Source organism: Pseudomonas sp. ICMP22404, assembly GCF_006227205.1.
Classification (GTDB): Bacteria; Pseudomonadota; Gammaproteobacteria; order Pseudomonadales; family Pseudomonadaceae; genus Aquipseudomonas.
In genome coordinates this window covers 1-17,299 of sequence record NZ_VCNG01000002.1, presented here as the reverse complement: position 1 = coordinate 17,299, position 17,299 = coordinate 1, and the positions used below count along the sequence as shown (strand labels likewise).

At 60.7% G+C, this 17,299-nt stretch carries 15 protein-coding genes; 5 read left to right on the top strand and 10 right to left on the bottom strand.

Going from position 1 to position 17,299, the window contains the following annotated elements; genetic code table 11:
- Window positions 1–95 precede the first annotated feature (95 nt).
- Window positions 96–1,328, top strand: coding sequence for a serine/threonine transporter SstT (sstT, locus tag FGE05_RS03805; RefSeq protein WP_139641692.1), 1,233 nt, complete (start codon window positions 96–98; stop codon window positions 1,326–1,328).
- Between the two features lie 184 nt (window positions 1,329–1,512).
- On the opposite strand, the gene FGE05_RS03800 is transcribed toward sstT, so the two are convergent.
- Window positions 1,513–2,022 (bottom strand): DUF1993 family protein, encoded by a 510-nt coding sequence (locus tag FGE05_RS03800; RefSeq protein WP_139641690.1) that lies wholly within the window; start codon window positions 2,020–2,022, stop codon window positions 1,513–1,515.
- Between the two features lie 129 nt (window positions 2,023–2,151).
- Between FGE05_RS03800 and FGE05_RS03795 the strand changes: the two genes are divergently transcribed.
- Entirely contained in the window at window positions 2,152–2,799 is a 648-nt protein-coding gene (locus FGE05_RS03795) for a YceH family protein (protein WP_139641688.1), read from the top strand.
- A 3-nt stretch (window positions 2,800–2,802) separates the two neighbouring features.
- Here the strand turns inward: FGE05_RS03795 and FGE05_RS03790 are convergent, their stop codons facing one another.
- Window positions 2,803–3,624, bottom strand: coding sequence for a shikimate 5-dehydrogenase (locus FGE05_RS03790; RefSeq protein ID WP_139641686.1), 822 nt, complete (start codon window positions 3,622–3,624; stop codon window positions 2,803–2,805).
- A gap of 166 nt (window positions 3,625–3,790) precedes the next feature.
- On the opposite strand from FGE05_RS03790, the gene FGE05_RS03785 reads away from it, so the two are divergent.
- A complete protein-coding gene (locus FGE05_RS03785) occupies window positions 3,791–4,141 on the top strand; it encodes a hypothetical protein (protein WP_041021191.1) in 351 nt (116 codons plus the stop codon).
- A 278-nt stretch (window positions 4,142–4,419) separates the two neighbouring features.
- Here the strand turns inward: FGE05_RS03785 and FGE05_RS03780 are convergent, their stop codons facing one another.
- The 6 genes from FGE05_RS03780 to FGE05_RS03755 form a co-directional block, all read right to left on the bottom strand.
- A complete protein-coding gene (locus FGE05_RS03780) occupies window positions 4,420–5,940 on the bottom strand; it encodes a nucleobase:cation symporter-2 family protein (protein WP_139641684.1) in 1,521 nt (506 codons plus the stop codon).
- 150 nt (window positions 5,941–6,090) lie between these two features.
- A complete protein-coding gene (locus tag FGE05_RS03775; RefSeq protein ID WP_139641682.1) occupies window positions 6,091–6,915 on the bottom strand; it encodes an arylamine N-acetyltransferase in 825 nt (274 codons plus the stop codon).
- Between the two features lie 117 nt (window positions 6,916–7,032).
- Window positions 7,033–7,827, bottom strand: a complete 795-nt coding sequence (gene xth, locus FGE05_RS03770) for an exodeoxyribonuclease III (RefSeq protein ID WP_139641680.1) — start codon at window positions 7,825–7,827, stop codon at window positions 7,033–7,035.
- Window positions 7,828–7,862: 35 nt separating this feature from the next.
- Window positions 7,863–10,439 carry an EAL domain-containing protein gene (locus FGE05_RS03765; protein WP_139641678.1) on the bottom strand — a complete coding sequence of 859 codons (2,577 nt, stop codon included), beginning with the start codon at window positions 10,437–10,439 and terminating at the stop codon, window positions 7,863–7,865.
- Window positions 10,440–10,519: 80 nt separating this feature from the next.
- On the bottom strand, window positions 10,520–12,088 hold the full coding sequence (locus tag FGE05_RS03760) for a GGDEF domain-containing protein (protein ID WP_139641676.1): 1,569 nt from the start codon (window positions 12,086–12,088) through the stop codon (window positions 10,520–10,522).
- A gap of 218 nt (window positions 12,089–12,306) precedes the next feature.
- The gene (locus FGE05_RS03755; RefSeq protein ID WP_139641674.1) at window positions 12,307–12,966 is read right to left on the bottom strand and encodes a ribonuclease T2; all 660 of its coding nucleotides are present in this window, start codon (window positions 12,964–12,966) and stop codon (window positions 12,307–12,309) included.
- A 182-nt stretch (window positions 12,967–13,148) separates the two neighbouring features.
- Here FGE05_RS03755 and chrA point away from each other — a divergent pair, with 182 nt between their 5' ends.
- The gene (chrA, locus tag FGE05_RS03750; protein ID WP_176562973.1) at window positions 13,149–14,492 is read left to right on the top strand and encodes a chromate efflux transporter; all 1,344 of its coding nucleotides are present in this window, start codon (window positions 13,149–13,151) and stop codon (window positions 14,490–14,492) included.
- Here chrA and arsN2 read toward each other — a convergent pair.
- Window positions 14,489–14,920, bottom strand: a complete 432-nt coding sequence (gene arsN2, locus FGE05_RS03745; protein ID WP_139641671.1) for an arsenic resistance N-acetyltransferase ArsN2 — start codon at window positions 14,918–14,920, stop codon at window positions 14,489–14,491. The genes chrA and arsN2 overlap by 4 nt on opposite strands.
- Before the next feature lie 187 nt (window positions 14,921–15,107).
- On the opposite strand from arsN2, the gene FGE05_RS03740 reads away from it, so the two are divergent.
- Entirely contained in the window at window positions 15,108–16,259 is a 1,152-nt protein-coding gene (locus FGE05_RS03740; RefSeq protein WP_139641670.1) for a mechanosensitive ion channel family protein, read from the top strand.
- A gap of 217 nt (window positions 16,260–16,476) precedes the next feature.
- Here the strand turns inward: FGE05_RS03740 and FGE05_RS03735 are convergent.
- On the bottom strand, window positions 16,477–17,299 hold an 823-nt coding region (locus FGE05_RS03735), incomplete at its 5' end, for an IS3 family transposase (protein WP_139641667.1).

Below are 17,299 nucleotides of genomic sequence, written 5' to 3'. Positions count from 1 at the left end.
TTGAACATTTTTTCCGGTCCCGCTCACGTGGTCTGCCCGCTTGTTGCCCTGAACGCCGACCGTCGCCCACAACAAAAAACACATGGATAGCCGTTATGACTGCTTTATCCCCTTCTCTTTTGCAACGCTTCAAACGCACCGGCCTGGTGACGCAAATCGTCATTGGTCTGATCATTGGTATCGCCCTGGCCTGGCTGGCGCCGGACGTGGCGAAATCCACCGCATTCATCGGCAAGGTCTTCGTGTCCGCCCTCAAGGCCGTGGCTCCTATTCTGGTGTTCGTGCTGGTCATGGCTTCGATCGCCAACCATAAGCAGGGCCAGGAAACCCATATCCGGCCAATCCTGTTCCTATACCTGCTGGGCACCTTCGCTGCGGCGGTGGTTGCGGTCGTTGCCAGTACCCTGTTTCCCTCCAGCCTGGTGCTGTCCGCCCAGGACGTCGCCGTCACCGCTCCCGGTGGCATTGGCGAAGTGCTGCAGAGCCTGCTGCTCAGCGTGGTGGACAACCCGGTCCGCGCACTGACCAGCGGTAATTTCATCGGCATCCTGGCCTGGGCCATCGGCCTGGGTATTGCACTGCGTCATGCTGGCGAAACCACTCGCACCGTGCTCGATGACCTGTCCAACGGCGTGACCGTGATCGTGCGCCTGGTGATCAGCTTCGCCCCGCTGGGGATTTTCGGGCTGGTCGCCTCGACCCTGGCTACCTCCGGTTTCGGCGCCCTGCTCGGTTACCTGCACCTGTTGACCGTGCTGATCGGCTGCATGCTGTTCGTCGCACTGGTGGTCAACCCGCTCATCGTGTTCTGGAAACTGCGGCGCAACCCCTACCCGCTGGTGTTCACCTGCCTGCGCGAAAGCGGCATCACCGCGTTCTTCACCCGCAGCTCGGCGGCCAACATTCCGGTTAACCTGGAGCTGAGCAACCGCCTGGGCCTGCATGAGGACACTTACTCGGTATCGATCCCGCTGGGTGCGACCATCAACATGGCCGGTGCCGCTATCACCATCACCGTACTGACCCTGGCCGCGGTGCATACCCTGGGGATCGCGGTGGACATTCCGACAGCGGTGCTGTTGAGCGTCGTCGCAGCCATTTGCGCCTGCGGCGCGTCCGGCGTGGCTGGCGGCTCGCTGCTGCTGATCCCTCTGGCGTGCAGCCTGTTCGGTATCCCGAGCGAAATCGCCATGCAGGTGGTGGCCGTTGGGTTCATTATCGGCGTCCTGCAGGACTCGGCGGAGACAGCGCTGAACTCTTCCACCGATGTGCTGTTCACTGCGGCGGCATGCCTGGGTGAGGAAGAGAAACTGGCTCGCACGGCATAACCGTTGCGGTGGATGCATCACCGTCATCGCGAGCAGGCTCGCTCCCACAGGGGCCAGCGGCAACCGCAATGTGGGAGCGAGCCTGCTCGCGATAGCGGAAGTATCTACGCCGAGGACATGACAGACAGCCACAAAAAAGCCCGGAACGGCTCACACCGTCCCGGGCTTTTTCATGCCGGCAGGCTTAGAACGCGCCCATGTAGTCGCGCTTGCCCACTTCTACACCGTTGTGACGCAGCAGCGCATAGGTGGTGGTGACGTGGAAGAAGAACTGCGGCAGGCCGTAGGTCAGCAGGTAGTTCTGACCGGTGAAGCGTTTTTCCTTCGGCGTGCCTGGGCGGGTGATGATCTCGATGCTTTCCTTGCCATCGATCTGCGCGGGGCTGATGCCGTCGATGAAGGCCAATACCTTGGCGATCAGGGCTTGCAGCTCGGCGAAGGTGGTTTCGCTGTCGTCATACTTTGGCACTTCAATCTCGGCCAGGCGAGCGGACACACCCTTGGCGAAATCCACGGCAATCTGCACCTGACGTACCAGCGGGAACATGTCCGGGTACAGGCGGGCTTGCAGGAAAGCGTTCGGCTCGATGTTTTTTGCAGTCGCGTGGGCTTCGGCCTTGTTCAGGACGTCACTCATGGCGTTGAGCATCTGCTTGAAAACCGGGATGGAAGCGGCGTACAGAGAAATAGTCATGGCGATCTCATGCAGGTGAAAGGAAGGAGCACATCAAACGGATGCGATTATAGCCACGGCTTGTTGCACACCTTGTCTTTTATTGCGCAAGGATTAGGCTAGGCGGCTTCACAGCATAGGGGACGCGCGATGAGCATCGAAGAACAAGGCCAGGCCGAAGAACCACGGCTCAACAGCACGGAAATCCGCATCCTCGGTGCACTGGTCGAAAAACAGGCCACCAACCCGGAAACCTACCCATTGACCCTCAACGCCCTGGTACTGGCCTGCAACCAGAAAACCAGCCGTGAACCGGTGATGAACCTCACCCCGGGCCAGGTCGGCCAGAGCCTGCGGGCGCTGGAGGGCCGCGGCTTTACCAAATTGGTCATGGGCAGCCGCGCCGACCGCTGGGAGCATCGGGTCGACAAGGCCCTGGAGCTGGTACCGGCCCAAGTCATCCTGATGGGCCTGCTGTTCCTGCGCGGCCCACAAACGGTCAACGAACTGTTGACCCGCAGTGGCCGCATGCACGATTTCGAAGACACCGACCAGGTGCTGCATCAACTTGAACGCCTGATTGCCCGTGGGCTGGCGCTGCTGGTGCCACGCCAGGCCGGGCAGCGAGAGGATCGCTACGTCCATGCCATGGGCGACCCGGCGGACATCGAAGCGATCCTTACCGCCCGCCAGCACCCGGTGGAACGCGGCGCCGGCAGCGGTGTGTCGCTGGAACGCATCGAAGAACTCGAAGCGCGAATCGCGGCTCTGGAAGAACGGCTCGCACGGCTGGAATAGGTCCTATGCGGACCGGGCAAACGCCACGGCTTTCTCGAACTGGTCCAGGCTGGGCCGCACGCCGGTATACAGCACGAACTGCTCCAGGGCCTGGATCGCAACCACCTCCAACCCGGTGATGACCCGCTTGCCCTCGGCCCTGGCGCGCACGATCAGCGGCGTTTCCGATGGAATCGCCACCACGTCGAACACGGTCTCTGCCGCCGCGATGGCGTCGGGCTCGAACGCCAGTTGATCGGCTTCCGGTCCCCCGGTCATGCCGATCGGCGTGACATTGATCAGCATCCGAGGCCGCCGCTCACCCAGTTCGGCTTGCCATTCATACCCCAGGGACTCGGCCAGGGCCCGCCCGGCGGTTTCGTTGCGGGCGACGATCAGCCCTTGCTGGTAGCCGCCATCACGCAGGGCGCTGGCCACGGCCTTGGCCATCCCACCACTGCCGCGCAGGGCAAAGGACGAGTCCTTGGGCACGGCATGGGTTTGCAGCAACTGGGCGACGGCGATGTAGTCGGTGTTGTAAGCCTTCAGATGACCATCGGTGTTGACGATGGTGTTGATGGACTGGATCGCGGCGGCGGAGGCGTCCAGTTCATCGACCAAGGCAATGCATGCCTCCTTGAACGGCATCGACACGCCGCACCCGCGAATGCCCAAGGCGCGGATACCACCGATCGCACCAGGCAAATCCCGGCTGCTGAAAGCCTTGTAATAGAAGTTCAGGCCCAACTGCTCATACAGGTGATTATGAAACCGCAGACCGAAATTTCCGGGCCGCCCCGACAGCGACATGCACAATTGGGTGTCTTTGTTGGGATTGATTTGCATGTTTGTTCCTTGCATTCACTTTCTGACAAGCGGGGTCACCGCCGGACCGACCTTACACAATATTTACCCAACGGCGCTGAAAATCCTGAGAAAATCGTTGTCAGAGCAAGTATCCCCGTGACCTTTTTATCGGTCTGTTACAAACGGGGCCAAACGAGGAACCACCATGAATCGTAAACTCCCTGTCATCGCCCTGCTCGTGGGGGCACTCGCGGTCACCGGCCAGGCATCCGCCCATGGTCGCGGTGGTTGGGAGGGCCCCGCAGTGTTTGGTGCAATCGTCGGCTCGGCTATTGTCGGTTCGGCGCTCATCAACCGTGACCGGCCGGTGTACGTGCAACAACCGGTCTACGTCCAGCCGCAACCGGTTTATGTACAACAACCCCCACCGGTCTATTACGAGCCACAGCCGGTGTACATCGAGCGGCCTGTCTACTATCGCCCGGCACCGGTGTATTACGGGCCACCACGGGGCTACTACTACGGCCCGCCCCATGGCCATTACGGTCGCTGGTAACCGAACCAAAAACAGCCTGTGATCCTCGATCACAGGCTGTTTTTTATAGGTCGGCAGCACAGCTCAACATTGAGGTGAACTGATCCACGGCTATCGCGAGCAGGCTCGCTCCCACAGGGGTAGCGGTCAGAATCTGGTACTGGATTCACCCGATCAACTGTGGGAGCGAGCCTGCTCGCGATTGGGCATGTCAGTCGACAACGTTGTCGCTGATCCACCGCTATCGCGAGCAAGCCCGCTCCCACAGGGGATTTGCCGCTGATGCTCAGTTGGCAAAGTCAGACATGCTCACCGCTTTTCAGCCGTACCGACACATGCTCCGCCGTGGAGTGGGAAGGCTCTGCCACCACCGGAATCTCGTTGCCATCGCAGTCATGCAGCTTGCCGTCGCTGAAGTAATCGCCTTCACGCAGCGCCGCCAGGTCCTGGTAACGCAACACCCGCTCGGTGCCGGCGGCGAAGACTGACTGCTGGTCGGAGTTGCCTGCAGTGAAGTGGTTGAACGCCAGGTTCAGAACTATCGCCATGATCGCCGACGAACTGATACCCGAATGGAAGATCGTCGCGAACCAGCTCGGGAAATGGTCGTAGAAGTTGGGCGCAGCGATGGGGATCATGCCGAAACCGATGGAGGTGGCGACGATGATCAGGTTGACGTTGTTGCGGTAATCCACTTTCGACAGGGTGCGAATGCCGCTGGCGGCCACGGTACCGAACAGCACGATGCCTGCGCCACCCAGCACCGAGGTAGGCACTGCAGCGATCACCCGGCCCATGAACGGCAACAGCCCGAGCACCACCAGGAACACCCCACCGGTGGCCACCACGAAACGGCTCTTGATCCCGGTCACCGCCACCAGGCCGACGTTCTGGGCAAAGGCACTCTGGGTGAAGGAACCGAAGATCGGCGCGATCATGCTCGACAGCATGTCAGCCCGCAGACCGTTACCCAGGCGCCTTGAGTCGACCTTGGTGTCGATGATCTCGCCTACTGCCAGGATGTCGGCCGAGGTTTCCACCAGTGTCACCATGATCACGATGCACATCGACAGGATCGCAGCGATGTGGAACGTCGGCATGCCGAAGTGGAACGGCGTAGGAAAGCCGAACATCGGGCCTTCACTGACGGATGAGAAATCCGCCATGCCGAGAAACACGGCGATCACCGTACCAACCACCATCGCCAGCAGAATCGACAACCGGGAAATCGTCGCGCTGCCCATCTTGCTAAGCAGCAGCACCAGCACCAACGTGACGGCGGCCAGGCCGATGTTGGCCATGCTGCCGAAATCAGCGGCGTGACTGTTGCCCCCCATGGCCCAACGCGCCGCCACCGGCATCAAGGTCAGGCCAATAGTCGTGATGACGATGCCGGTGACCAGCGGCGGAAAGAAACGGGTGATTCGCGAAAACACCGGGGTGATCAGCAAACCGATCAGAGACGCGGCGACCACGGCCCCCAGGATGGCCTGGAAGCCGCCCTCCCCGCCGGTCCCGACAATCGCCACCATGGTCGCGACGCCGGAAAACGATACGCCTTGCACCAAGGGCAATTGGCAACCGAAGAACGGCAGGCCGAGGGTTTGCAACAAGGTTGCCAGCCCACCCGCAAACAATGACGCCGCAATCAACAGGCCGATGTCCGCCGAAGACAGCCCGGCCGCCTGGCCGATGATCAAGGGTACGGCGACGATGCCGCCGTACATGGTCAACACATGCTGCAGGCCGTAGGCCATATTCGCGCCGACACCGAGGTTTTCGTCCTCGGGTCGAGGGAGTGAAACATGGGGCGTTTTCATGGTTCGGGGGTTCCCTGGTTTTTGTTATGGGCACACTGTATTCAAAACTCAGGACAAATGTCCATAGAGTTGTATACACTTTTCCCATCAGCTAATCGGCGTGATCCATGAGCTTGCACTGCCTGCGCCCTCAAAAACGGAGAGCGCCACCTATCCCTCGAGAAGCTCAGCCACCGCAGGCCGCAGCAATTCCCGTGGTGGCACCCGCAGGCCGAATTCGTTTTCCAACAGATCGATCAGTTCATCGGCATCGGTGATCACCCGTCGCTCGCTCTCCTGCCCCATCCGGTGCACGGCATAACTGTTGCCGTTGAGGGTCTTGCGCAAACCGTCACCGGTGCGGGCCACCATCAACCGGCCCATGAAGGGCGAGTCGGGATGGTTGCAGACGTACCAGTTGCCCAGTGTGTAGTCGATGTCTTCCTGGCGTTGCAGGTCGAACAGGTACATCGGCCGCCATTCACCCGCGACGTTGGCCCGCAGCAGGTAGCCGTCCGTCTGGTCCTCGATGCGATACGGCTCATGTGGGGTGGCCTGGATGTCGCGACTGTCCAGCAGCAGCGGCCCGGTGGGCACCATGCCGCCGAAGCCGACATCGGTGATGTAGCGCACGCCGTCTATTGTCACCAAGCTGAGGCGATGGGTCCGGGCGGTCCAGGCACCTTCGGGCGCGTTCATCACCACCCGGCCAGTGATACCGCGGGCGTCGAAACCCAATGCCTGCAACAGCACCAGGAACAACTGGTTGAGTTCGTAGCAGTAGCCACCACGCCCCTGCTCGAAAATTTTCCGCTCCACCGATTCCAAATCGATAGGCACCGCCTGGTGCAACAGCGTGGAGAGGGTTTCAAAGGGGAATTCGGCCGTGTGGCGGTTTTGCAGCTGACGCAACGTATCGAGCGTCGGGGCTGGCGGGGTGTCGAAGCCCAAGCGTTGCAGATAGCGACGCGAATCGCTCAGTCGGGGCTGGTTCATTTTAGGGTGTCCTTCTCCTGGTCCGGTGCAGGGCTGACAGGCAGCACGCTGCGGTTGGCGCCAGATATAAGGCATTCCCGTTACATAGACAACAACCGACCGAGACGCGTCGGGCGCTCAGCGCCGCTTGCGTGAAGCCAGCCGGATCCAGGTAGGGGCATGATCGCTGGGGTGCGGCTGGTTCCTGACCCAGGCGTCCACGCCCGCCTCGCTCAGATAGGGGCTTGCCGCAGGATTGAGCAACAGGTGATCAATGCGCAGCCCGGAGTTCTTCTGCCAGTGCTGACGGAAATAATCCCAGAAGGTGTAGATCCGCTCGTCCGGGTACAAATGGCGCAGCGAATCCGTCCAGCCCTGGTCCAGCAACCGTTGATAGCACTCGCGGCTTTCGGGTTGCAACAAGGCATCCTTGAGCCAGGAACGCGGGTTGTAGATATCCATGTCAGTGGGCACCACGTTGTAATCGCCAGCCAGCACCACAGGGTGATCACTGGCCTGCAAGGCCTGGGCGTAATCGATCAGCCGTTCGAACCACGCCAGTTTGTAATCGAACTTGGGCCCTGGCTGCGGGTTGCCGTTGGGCAGGTAAAGGCAGCCGACCAGTACGCCATGCACCGCCGCCTCCAGATAGCGACTGTGGCTGTCGTCCTCATTGCCGGGCAAGCCGCGCCGACTCTCCAGCGGTTGCGCGTCTCGGGCCAGTATCGCGACGCCGTTCCAGGATGCCTGGCCGTGCCAGATCGATCCATACCCCACCGACTCCAGCTCGGCCGCCGGGAAATCCTTGTCGAGCGCCTTGAGTTCCTGAAGACAAACGATGTCGGGTTTCTCCCGCTCCAGCCATTCCAGCAGGTTGGGCAGCCGGGCGCGAATGCCATTGATATTGAAAGTCGCGATCCGCAGTTTTTTCATGGGCCAGGACCTCGAAGTGCCAAGATGCCAGGGTATCAGGAGCCGGTTTTCGTCAGCGGCCGGGGGTTTTCCAGCAAGTTCGAAAAGGCCTGTTTATCGATCGGACGACTGAGGAAATAGCCCTGTACCTCGTGGCACTGGTCCGAGCCCAGCGAGCCGAGCTGAGCCAGGGTTTCCACCCCCTCGGCCGTGACGGTCAGGCCCATCGCCTTGCCCAGGTTGATAATCGCCTGGACGACCGCGCGGTCGTTGCTGCTGTTGCTCATGGAAGCGATGAAGCGCTTGTCGATCTTGATGCCGTCGAAAGGATAGGTGCGCAAGTACCCCAGTGAGGAGTAGCCGGTCCCGAAATCATCCATGTTCAGACGCACGCCCAATTCTTTCAGGGCATTCATGACCTGAAGGGCGCCGTCCACATCGTTGAGCATCACATTCTCGGTGATTTCGAGTTCCAGGCGACTCGCGGGGAAACGGGTTTCGATCAACACCTGGCGTACGTCCTCCACTACATCGCTGCGCTCGAACTGCGCCGGCGACAGATTGACCGAAACCATCAGGCTCCCCGGCCACGTCAGCGCGGTTTCGCAGGCCTCGCGCAGCACCCAGCGCGAAAGCGGAACGATGAGATCGGTCTGCTCGGCCAGCGGAATAAAAGCATCGGGACCGAGCAGGCCCTGGGTGGGATGCTGCCAACGCACCAAAGCCTCGACGGCCACGATCTCCCGGCCGTCGACTTTGTAGCGTGGCTGGAAGTGCAAGATGAATTCGTTGTTCTTCAGCGCCTGTCGCAGATCGCTTTCCAGCTGGCGTCGATGCTGGATCTGGTCGTTCATCTGCGAGGCGAAATAACACCAGGTCTTCTTGCCCTCGGACTTGGCCTGGTACATGGCAATGTCGGCACAGCGAATCAACTCGCCGGGCACATACCCCTGGCGACGACTCACGGCAATACCGATGCTGGCGCCGATGTGCAGGGCATGGGTTTCGTAATGGATCGGTTGCTGCAGGCTATCGATCAGCCGTGCGCAGAATCGGTCGATCTCAGTAGTGTTCTCCATCCCGCTGAGCACCACGACGAACTCGTCGCCGCCCAGCCGCGCCACCAGATCCTGCTCACGGGTACTGTCGCGCAAGCGCTGGGCGACTTCCAGCAGTACCGCATCGCCGGCCGGGTGGCCCAGGGAATCGTTGATCGGCTTGAAGTTGTCCAAGTCCACCATCAGCAAGGTCAACGGGGCGGAATGCTCTTTGGCGGCCAGCGCCTCTTCCAGGTGCCGCGCCAGCTTGTTGCGGTTCGGCAGGCCGGTCAGCGCATCGTGCATCGACAGATGCTGGACCTGGGCGTGGGCCGCCACCTCGTCGGTGATATCGCTGGCGGTGCCACGGTAACCCACCACGTCGGACTTGTCGTATATAGGCCGCGCCGAAACTCGGCAGAAGCGCAGTTGCCCAGAATGATCGCGGTAGGAACAGCGCAGGTTGCTCGCACCCTGCTCTTCCGTCAGGTCGCCCAGCCACAGGCCAATCGGGATGGTGTCGCAATACAGCAGTTGCTCGATGTCCTGACCCAACCATTGCTGGGCAGAAAATCCGGTGACTGTATTGAAGCGTCCCGACAAGTAGGTGAGGTGCCGTTGGGCGTCGATTTCCCAGATCCAGTCGGAGGCAGCCTCGGCCACGGCGCGGAAGCGTTCTTCGCTGGCCTCCAGGGCCTGGGTCGAGCGCTCCAGGCTGTCGTAGCTGGCATCCACCTGCCGTGCCGTACGCAGCGCATAGCGGAAAAAATAGGCCGTGAGCAGCGCCAGGATCAACAGCGCCCCACCCAATGGCGGCATCAGTGACCAGAGCAATTGCAGCCCCGGCTGTTCGAGGTGTGACACCAGGCTGTAGCCGGTGCTGTCCAGCGGCACCGCCGGCTGCCCGGACGTAAGTTCGTCGTCCTTCTTGAGGTTCAGGTTGGTGAGGCCATAACGTTTGCCCAGCGCGCGCAGCTTGACGGGAGTCAACTGGTCGACAAACAACAGGACCGATGTACCCTTGGCATCGACCCGGGGACGCTCGTCATTGGGCAGGATCACCGAAGCGGTGACGATGGCCGGCCAGCCTTCGAACAAGGTGTAGCGGATCGCAGGAACGGTCAGGTCGGATTGCCCCTGGAGCTGATCCACCAGCTCCTTCAAGGGCACATCGATGTACGCTGCCGCCTCCGCCTGGACATTCTGCCCCCGCACCACCGCATATTTAGTGCGCTCACGGTCGACGACGAACACCCCCTCGTATCCGTCGTTGGTGAACAGGGTCTTGCCCATGTTCTGTTCCGCATAGGCCCAGTGCACATCCACCTCACCGTTGAGGTGCTCATAGGCAGTGGTCCAGTAGGTGTAGCTGGTGATGTAGTTCTTCGAGGCGATAATGCGGTTTTCCACGGCACGCTCGATGTAGAAGTGTGTCTTGCGCACGTCTTCTGCATCCAGTTCCCGGGCTATGTTGAACAATGCCGCAACGGCCACCAGGACGCCCAGGACAAACAACCCGGCGACCGCGACCACCAGGCGTCGGGTAATCGGCGTGTGGCGCGTGACGTTGGAAGGAATATCGGCAGCGGTCTCCATTTACCAGCTCCTGTCCGATCGGCTAACAGCGAGATCCTGAGCAATGGACCCTCGTCAACCACCGATGATTCCAACGGATCTCAACGGTCCGAACGCTCCAGCCTATCGAGGCCACTTTCGTTAGACCACGCCGCCACCCGATTGCGGCCGCTGTGCTTGGCCTGGTAAAGCGCCGCATCGGCCCTCTGGATAAAGACCTCGATGCTGTCCAGGCTGCTGGGCACGAAGGCGTGACACCCCAGGCTCACCGTCAGGTAGCCGGTGGGAGAACCGGAATGGGTGATGTGCTTGTCGACAAGGCTCTGGCGGATCTGCTCAGCCAACGTCATGGCGCCCTGCAGGTCGGTATCGGGCAGCAGCACAGCAAACTCTTCACCCCCATAACGCACTGCCAGGTCGGCCTTGCGATGGCAGCAGCCCTTGAGCACTTTCGCCACTTCTGCCAGGCAATGGTCCCCGGCCACATGCCCGTAGGTATCGTTGTAGCGCTTGAAGTAGTCGATATCGAGCAGGATCAGGCTCAAGGGACTGCGCTGGCGGGCGCCACGGCCAAATTCGATGTCCAGGGCCCGCCCGAACAGCCGACGATTCGCCAGCCCGGTCAGGCTGTCATGGGTGGCAATCAGCCTCAGTGCTTCCTGGGCCTTGCGCAGGTCGGCCTCGATCCGTTCGCTGTTACGCACCTGGCGCACAAACACCCAACCGAACAGACAGATGCCCGTGACCACCAGGGCCACGATGAGGCTGGACTGAAAGGCTTTGCCATACCAGCCGGCGAGGATCGCCTGCTTGGACATCGCAACGGTGACGATCAGGGGATAGGCCTGCAAATGCTGGTGATCATAAAGCCTGACCACACCGTCGACGGAGCGGATCATCGCGGTATCAGGCTCCTTGGTCTGCAGGTCATGCCGGAAGAGACTCTCCTGGGACATGGCCCGGCCGATCTGCGCCTCGTCAAAGGGTCGGCGGGCCAGCAATGTGCCGTCGGACAAGGCCAGGGCCATCTCGTCTTTGTCGTCAAGGCTGAAGCTTTTGAAGAACTTATCGAAGTACGACATCTTGATACCGGCCAGCAGCACGCCCTGGAAATTGCCGTCCTGATCATTCACGCGCCGGGAAATGGGAATGATCCAATCGCCATTTTGCCGACTGCGGATGGCCGGCCCGATATGGGCGATCAACGAGGCATTCTGCTGATGGAAAACGAAATAGTCCCGATCCGCCACCCCATCGCCTTTTTTCAAGTCATCAAAGGAGGTGACGATCCAATGGCCGCTCTTGTCGAACAGAAACAGGCCATGCAATTGCTCCAGTGACTGCACGCGCCGGGCAAAGGTCTTGTGCAGGCGTGGCTGCAGCGCCGGACCGAAACCATCGTTCTGAATCCAATCGGTCAGGCTGGCCAGCACCAGGTCAGCTTGCAGGAACGTATCCTGGGCCTGCTGGGCCATGGCCCGGGTAAGGTTGGCCGAAGCTACACTCGCTGCCTCGAGGTCGTGGCGCCGGGACTGTTCCAGTTGCAGGTAGAGCAAGCCGCACAGGCACAGGCACACCGCCGCGATAAACGCTACCGCTGCCTTGAGCAACGGCAGGCGCTTGAGAGCACCGCCGGGGGGATTGAGCGGATCATGGATGAGGATAGGCAAACGAATTCCCGGGAGGGCAAAACATGAGCGAATCGCTCAAAGCCCCCAATAGGCAGAGCTTAGCCTACCGCTTGTAGGGCGGCAATTTGCCGGTGCAAGGCAGCTGATGGACGGGAAGATGGATCCAAAAATCTAATGCCAGCCAGCACAGCGCTGAACGGTGGCGAGGGATTTATCCCCTCGCCACAAGACCTTCACCATGGGGCACAGAGACTGCCTCACCGCACCGGCGGTACCCGGACATCCCCGTCTCGGCACTGAGTCTTGACACCCCTGCCGCAACTGGCGAACGTCAGGTCCTTGTCCATGCACACCCGGACTTCCGACAATTGCGGCCCGCTGCAGATGACTGCAATACCATCAGCCGGAATGCCAGGATTGCTTTGTCGGAACAGCCGGGCAATTTCCTTGGCTTCAAAATAGTAAGACGAACTGGGAGGTTGCAACTGCGACGGCACCTTCACCTCCGCCAACGCCTTGTCGGACGCCTCCAGGAAACCCATGGCACCAAGACCGGTGCACGTGCCGTGCTTGGACCACTCGTGCTCCAGCAATTTGCGCGTCGGAAACAGCGTCAGGCCCTTTTCCCGCTCGGCCACCGTCAGCGGCACCCTCGGCTCACAGGACTGCGGCCAGCCGCCCTTGACGTATTGCGGCCAGAGACCGTGCAGGACAAAACCGTAGCCCTTGCCGGAGCATTGAGCGTCGTTCGAGTGCGTCAGGCAGAACGTCGGAGACCAGGACAGCGACAGCACGTAGTAATCGAACACTCCCGCGACGGACTCCGCCCGGGCACTGCGTGATTCACGGGCATCGCCCATCCCCATGAAGCCCACTGTGAGCGCGAGCAGCATGACTATCGCAAAACGTTGTTTCATTGACCCGCTCCTTGGGCAGTCCTGTAAACGGTGAGGTCGACTCGGTCGGTGATTGTTCAAGGGTTATGTTTCAAGGCGGTGAAAGGAGGTGTTTTTTACAGGGAAACCCTGGCGGGGGCTATCCAAATTGCGTGACGCCCCCTAACGTAGTTCGCCTTCCACCGCCAAGTATGCCGCCGACCATGGACAATCCCTCCCGAACCCTCGAAGCCCCCTCGGCGGTCAGCCTGCGCGAAGCTTTCTGGTTCTGGCTCAAATTGGGTTTCATCAGTTTTGGCGGGCCGGCAGGACAGATCGCGATCATGCATCAGGAGCTGGTGGAGCGTCGGCGCTGGATTTCCGAACGGCGTTTCCTGCACGCCCTCAACTACTGCATGTTGCTGCCTGGACCCGAGGCCCAGCAGTTGGCGACCTATCTGGGCTGGCTGATGCATCGGGGCCGGGGCGGAGTCATCGCCGGCGCGCTGTTCGTATTACCTTCGTTGTTTATCCTCATCGCCTTGTCCTGGCTGTACGTCGCCTTCGGTGAAGTGCCGGTGGTGGCGGGGATTTTCTATGGCATCAAGCCCGCCGTGACAGCAATCGTCGTCCATGCCGCTCACCGCATAGGCTCTCGTGCACTGCGCAACAGTGGGTTGTGGGCGATAGCCGTCGCATCGTTCGCTGCAATATTCGCCTTCAACGTCCCCTTCCCGCTGATCGTGCTCGGGGCCGCCGTCATCGGCTATTTCGGTGGGCGCTGGGCGCCGGAAAAATTCAACCTTGGCGGCCAGGCGCCCGGGCATCGGTCCTTCGGGCCAGCCTTGATCGACGACGACACCCCGCCCCCGGAACATGCCCGGTTCAGCACTTTCAGGCTCCTCCGGCTGGCGATCATCGGTGCCTTGCTTTGGGTCTTGCCAATGGGCCTGTTGACTCTGACATTCGGCTGGGAAAGCACCTTCACGCAGATGGCCTGGTTTTTCACCAAAGCCGCGCTGCTGACTTTCGGGGGCGCCTACGCAGTGTTGCCTTACGTGTATCAGGGAGCTGTCGCACACTTTGGCTGGCTGACTCCGACACAGATGATCGACGGCCTGGCCCTGGGCGAAACCACCCCAGGCCCCTTGATCATGGTGGTGGCCTTCGTCGGTTTCGTCGGCGGCTATGTGATGCAGGTGTTCGGCCCCGAACAGGCCTTTCTCGCCGGTGCCGTTGCGGCCACGCTGGTGACCTGGTTCACCTTCCTGCCCTCGTTCCTGTTCATCCTCGCCGGTGGCCCGTTGGTCGAGTCGACCCACAACGCGTTGAAGTTCACCGCACCGCTGACGGCGATTACTGCCGCGGTGGTCGGCGTGATCCTCAACCTGGCCTGCTTCTTCGGCTACCACGTGCTCTGGCCCAACGGCTTTGCCGGTGCGCTGGACTGGCCATCGGCAATCATTGCCCTATTGGCGGCCATTGCATTGTTTCGCTACAAGCGTGGCGTGATCCAGGTCCTGGTGGCGTGCGGGCTGGCCGGGCTGGCGGTGCACCTGCTGCGTTAAGTGAGTCGCTTGCTCAGGTAAGTCGCCGAAGCCGGGCATAAACTCTTGAACTGGACCGTCGAGCTGATTGCCGCAGGCGCCAGCGAACGTTCCTGCACCTGATAACCATGGGCAGCAAAAAAATCGGTGGCACTTTCAGTCAGCAAGTGAACCCGCTCTACCCCTTCGTTTTTTGCAAAGGCTTCAAGGGCGGCCAGCACCGCCGCGCCAGTGCCCTGCCCTCGTCGGCCCTCGAGGACGACCAACGAACGCAACAAGCGGTCGCCTCCCGTTCCCTCGATCCCGCCAAACGCCACATCACTGTCTTGCTGCCTGAACCTGAAAAACCGCCGGCCGGGCAGGCTGAGGTCATCCGCAGGCAAACCGGCCAGGAGGAGCGCTTCGCGCAGGGGTTCCAGGTCGCCGCTACTCAGTGCTGTCATGCGCATGGCTGTCACTCTTTCATCGGTCTCGCACAGGACACTACGCCGCGCCCACTGACGCTCGCAACAACAGGCAGTTAATAAAATTGAACGGCTTGTACCTCACATCACCTAACGAAGTTCGTGGTCCTGTCCAGACTCCCACGCTAGATAGGGCCTGAACCCGAAAAGCAACGGCGCAGGTGACCGATCCATGGACTCAAGCTCCCTTGAAATCTTTACCGATACGCAGTTGCTGGGCATCTCCATCGCCAACTGGCTGCTTGCTCTCGGCGTGATGACGGTGAGCTTCATCGTCGCCAGGGCGAGCATCGGCTTCCTCCTGAAGAACGTGCGGGCCCGGGCGCAAAAACCCAACGCCTACCTCAGCCACATCGCCGTCGAAGTGCTCTCCAGCACCAGTAATACCCTGTTGTTGCTGGCTTCGATCCTGATCGGCATTGGCGTACTGGACTTGCCGGAGCGTTGGCTCAGCCGAGTCAGCAGTCTCTGGTTCGTGGTGGCCGCCCTGCAGATGGGGCTCTGGGCCAACCGAGCCATCGCCCTCGTACTGCTGCACTATTTCGCCCGTCACAACCACACCGAAATCCACCAGAAAAGTGCCCTGGCGACCCTGAGCCTGTGGGGCGCGAAGGTATTTCTCTGGGCCATGGTGCTGCTGGCGATGCTCTCCAACCTCGGCGTGAACATCACCGCGTTTATCGCCAGCCTCGGCGTCGGCGGCATCGCCGTGGCGCTGGCGGTGCAGAACATCCTTGGCGACCTGTTTGCGTCGCTGTCCATTGCCGTGGATAAACCCTTCGAGGTCGGCGACTTCATCGTCGTCGGTTCCCTGGCCGGGACCGTCGAACACGTCGGCCTGAAGACCACGCGGATCCGCAGCCTGGGTGGCGAACAGATCGTGATGGCCAACGCGGAGATGATCAGCACCACCATCCAGAACTACAAACGGCTCCAGGAGCGGCGCATCGTTTTCGAATTCGCCCTGCCGCTCGACTGCTCCACGGAACAGCTCAAGCAGGTACCAGTCATTGTCGAACGCATCATCAAGGCACAGGAAAAGACCCGCTTCGACCGCTCGCACTTTCGCGGCATCGGCCAGAGCGCTCTGGAATTCGAAACGGTGTATATCGTGCTGGACCCCAGCTACAACATCTACATGGACATCCAGCAGGCGATCAACCTGGGCATGATGGAAGAATTCGCGAAAATCGGCGTGCGCTTCGCGATTCCTGCGCGAACCGTCCACGTCGCTTCGCTGCCGCACATGCCTGCGCAGCCTACCAGGGAAAGCGACCATGAAATCCCGGCGCGGGCGACGCCGAAATATCAGGTACGGCGCTAATACCAAGCTGAGATCAGGTTCAACCGGAACCCCGTGGGAGCGAGCTTGCTCGCGAAAGCAGTGCATCAGCTAGCCCAGGATTGACTGACCCGGCGCCTTCGCGAGCAGGCTCGCTCCCACAGGGGAGTCGTGTTGAACCGAGATATTGTGCTCGTCGCTAAACAACTGTGGGAGCGAGCCTGAACTGGTCAAGTAATTCTGGACACCAGTTAAGGTTTCACGCCGCCAGTTTCTCCATAGCTACCGGCGACCGATAGTCGTTGTAGCTATGGAGCCTGACGTTGTTGTAACGCATCACATAACGCTGCACATCCACGCGGGCGTCATGCTCCGAGCTGTAGCCCTCTTCTGGCACCCACTCTGATTTCAGGCTCCCAAAGAAACGCTCCATCGGGGCGTTGTCCCAGCACTCACCTTTGCGACTCATGCTTTGCAGGAGTCCATGCTTGCGCATCTCATTCCTGAATTTGTGGCTGGTGTATTGGCAACCTTGATCAGAATGAAACAGCACCTCTTTTGGACGGCCTCGCAATTGCACCGCCATCCGCAACGCTTCGCAGGTCAGAGTGGCATCGGAAATCATTGAAAACGACCACCCCACGATCCTGCGAGCAAACAAATCCAGTACTGCCGCGAAGTACATCCAGCGCTTACCCACCTTGATGTACGTCACATCACCACACCACACCTGATTGATCGCCGTGACATCAAACTTGCGCTTGAGCACGTGCGGCGCCACCAGGGCTTCCACGCCGGAAGATTTGTACTTGTGCCGCCGCCGCTGATGACTGGCAACACCGGCTTCGCGCATCAAGCTGCGAGCCATATGTCGCCCGACGCGGTGCCCCTTTGCTTGCAACTCCTTAGAAAGGGTGCGAGACCCTGCGGACGCTCTGGATTCCTTGTGATGTTCGACCAGCACGGCTTTAAGTTTCTCCCGCTCAGGCTTCACCTTGCCTTGGCGCTGACGCCAGGCGTAAAAGCTGCTGCGGTTGACTCCAAACGCCCGACAGCAATTGTTAACGCCGTACTGCTCGTCC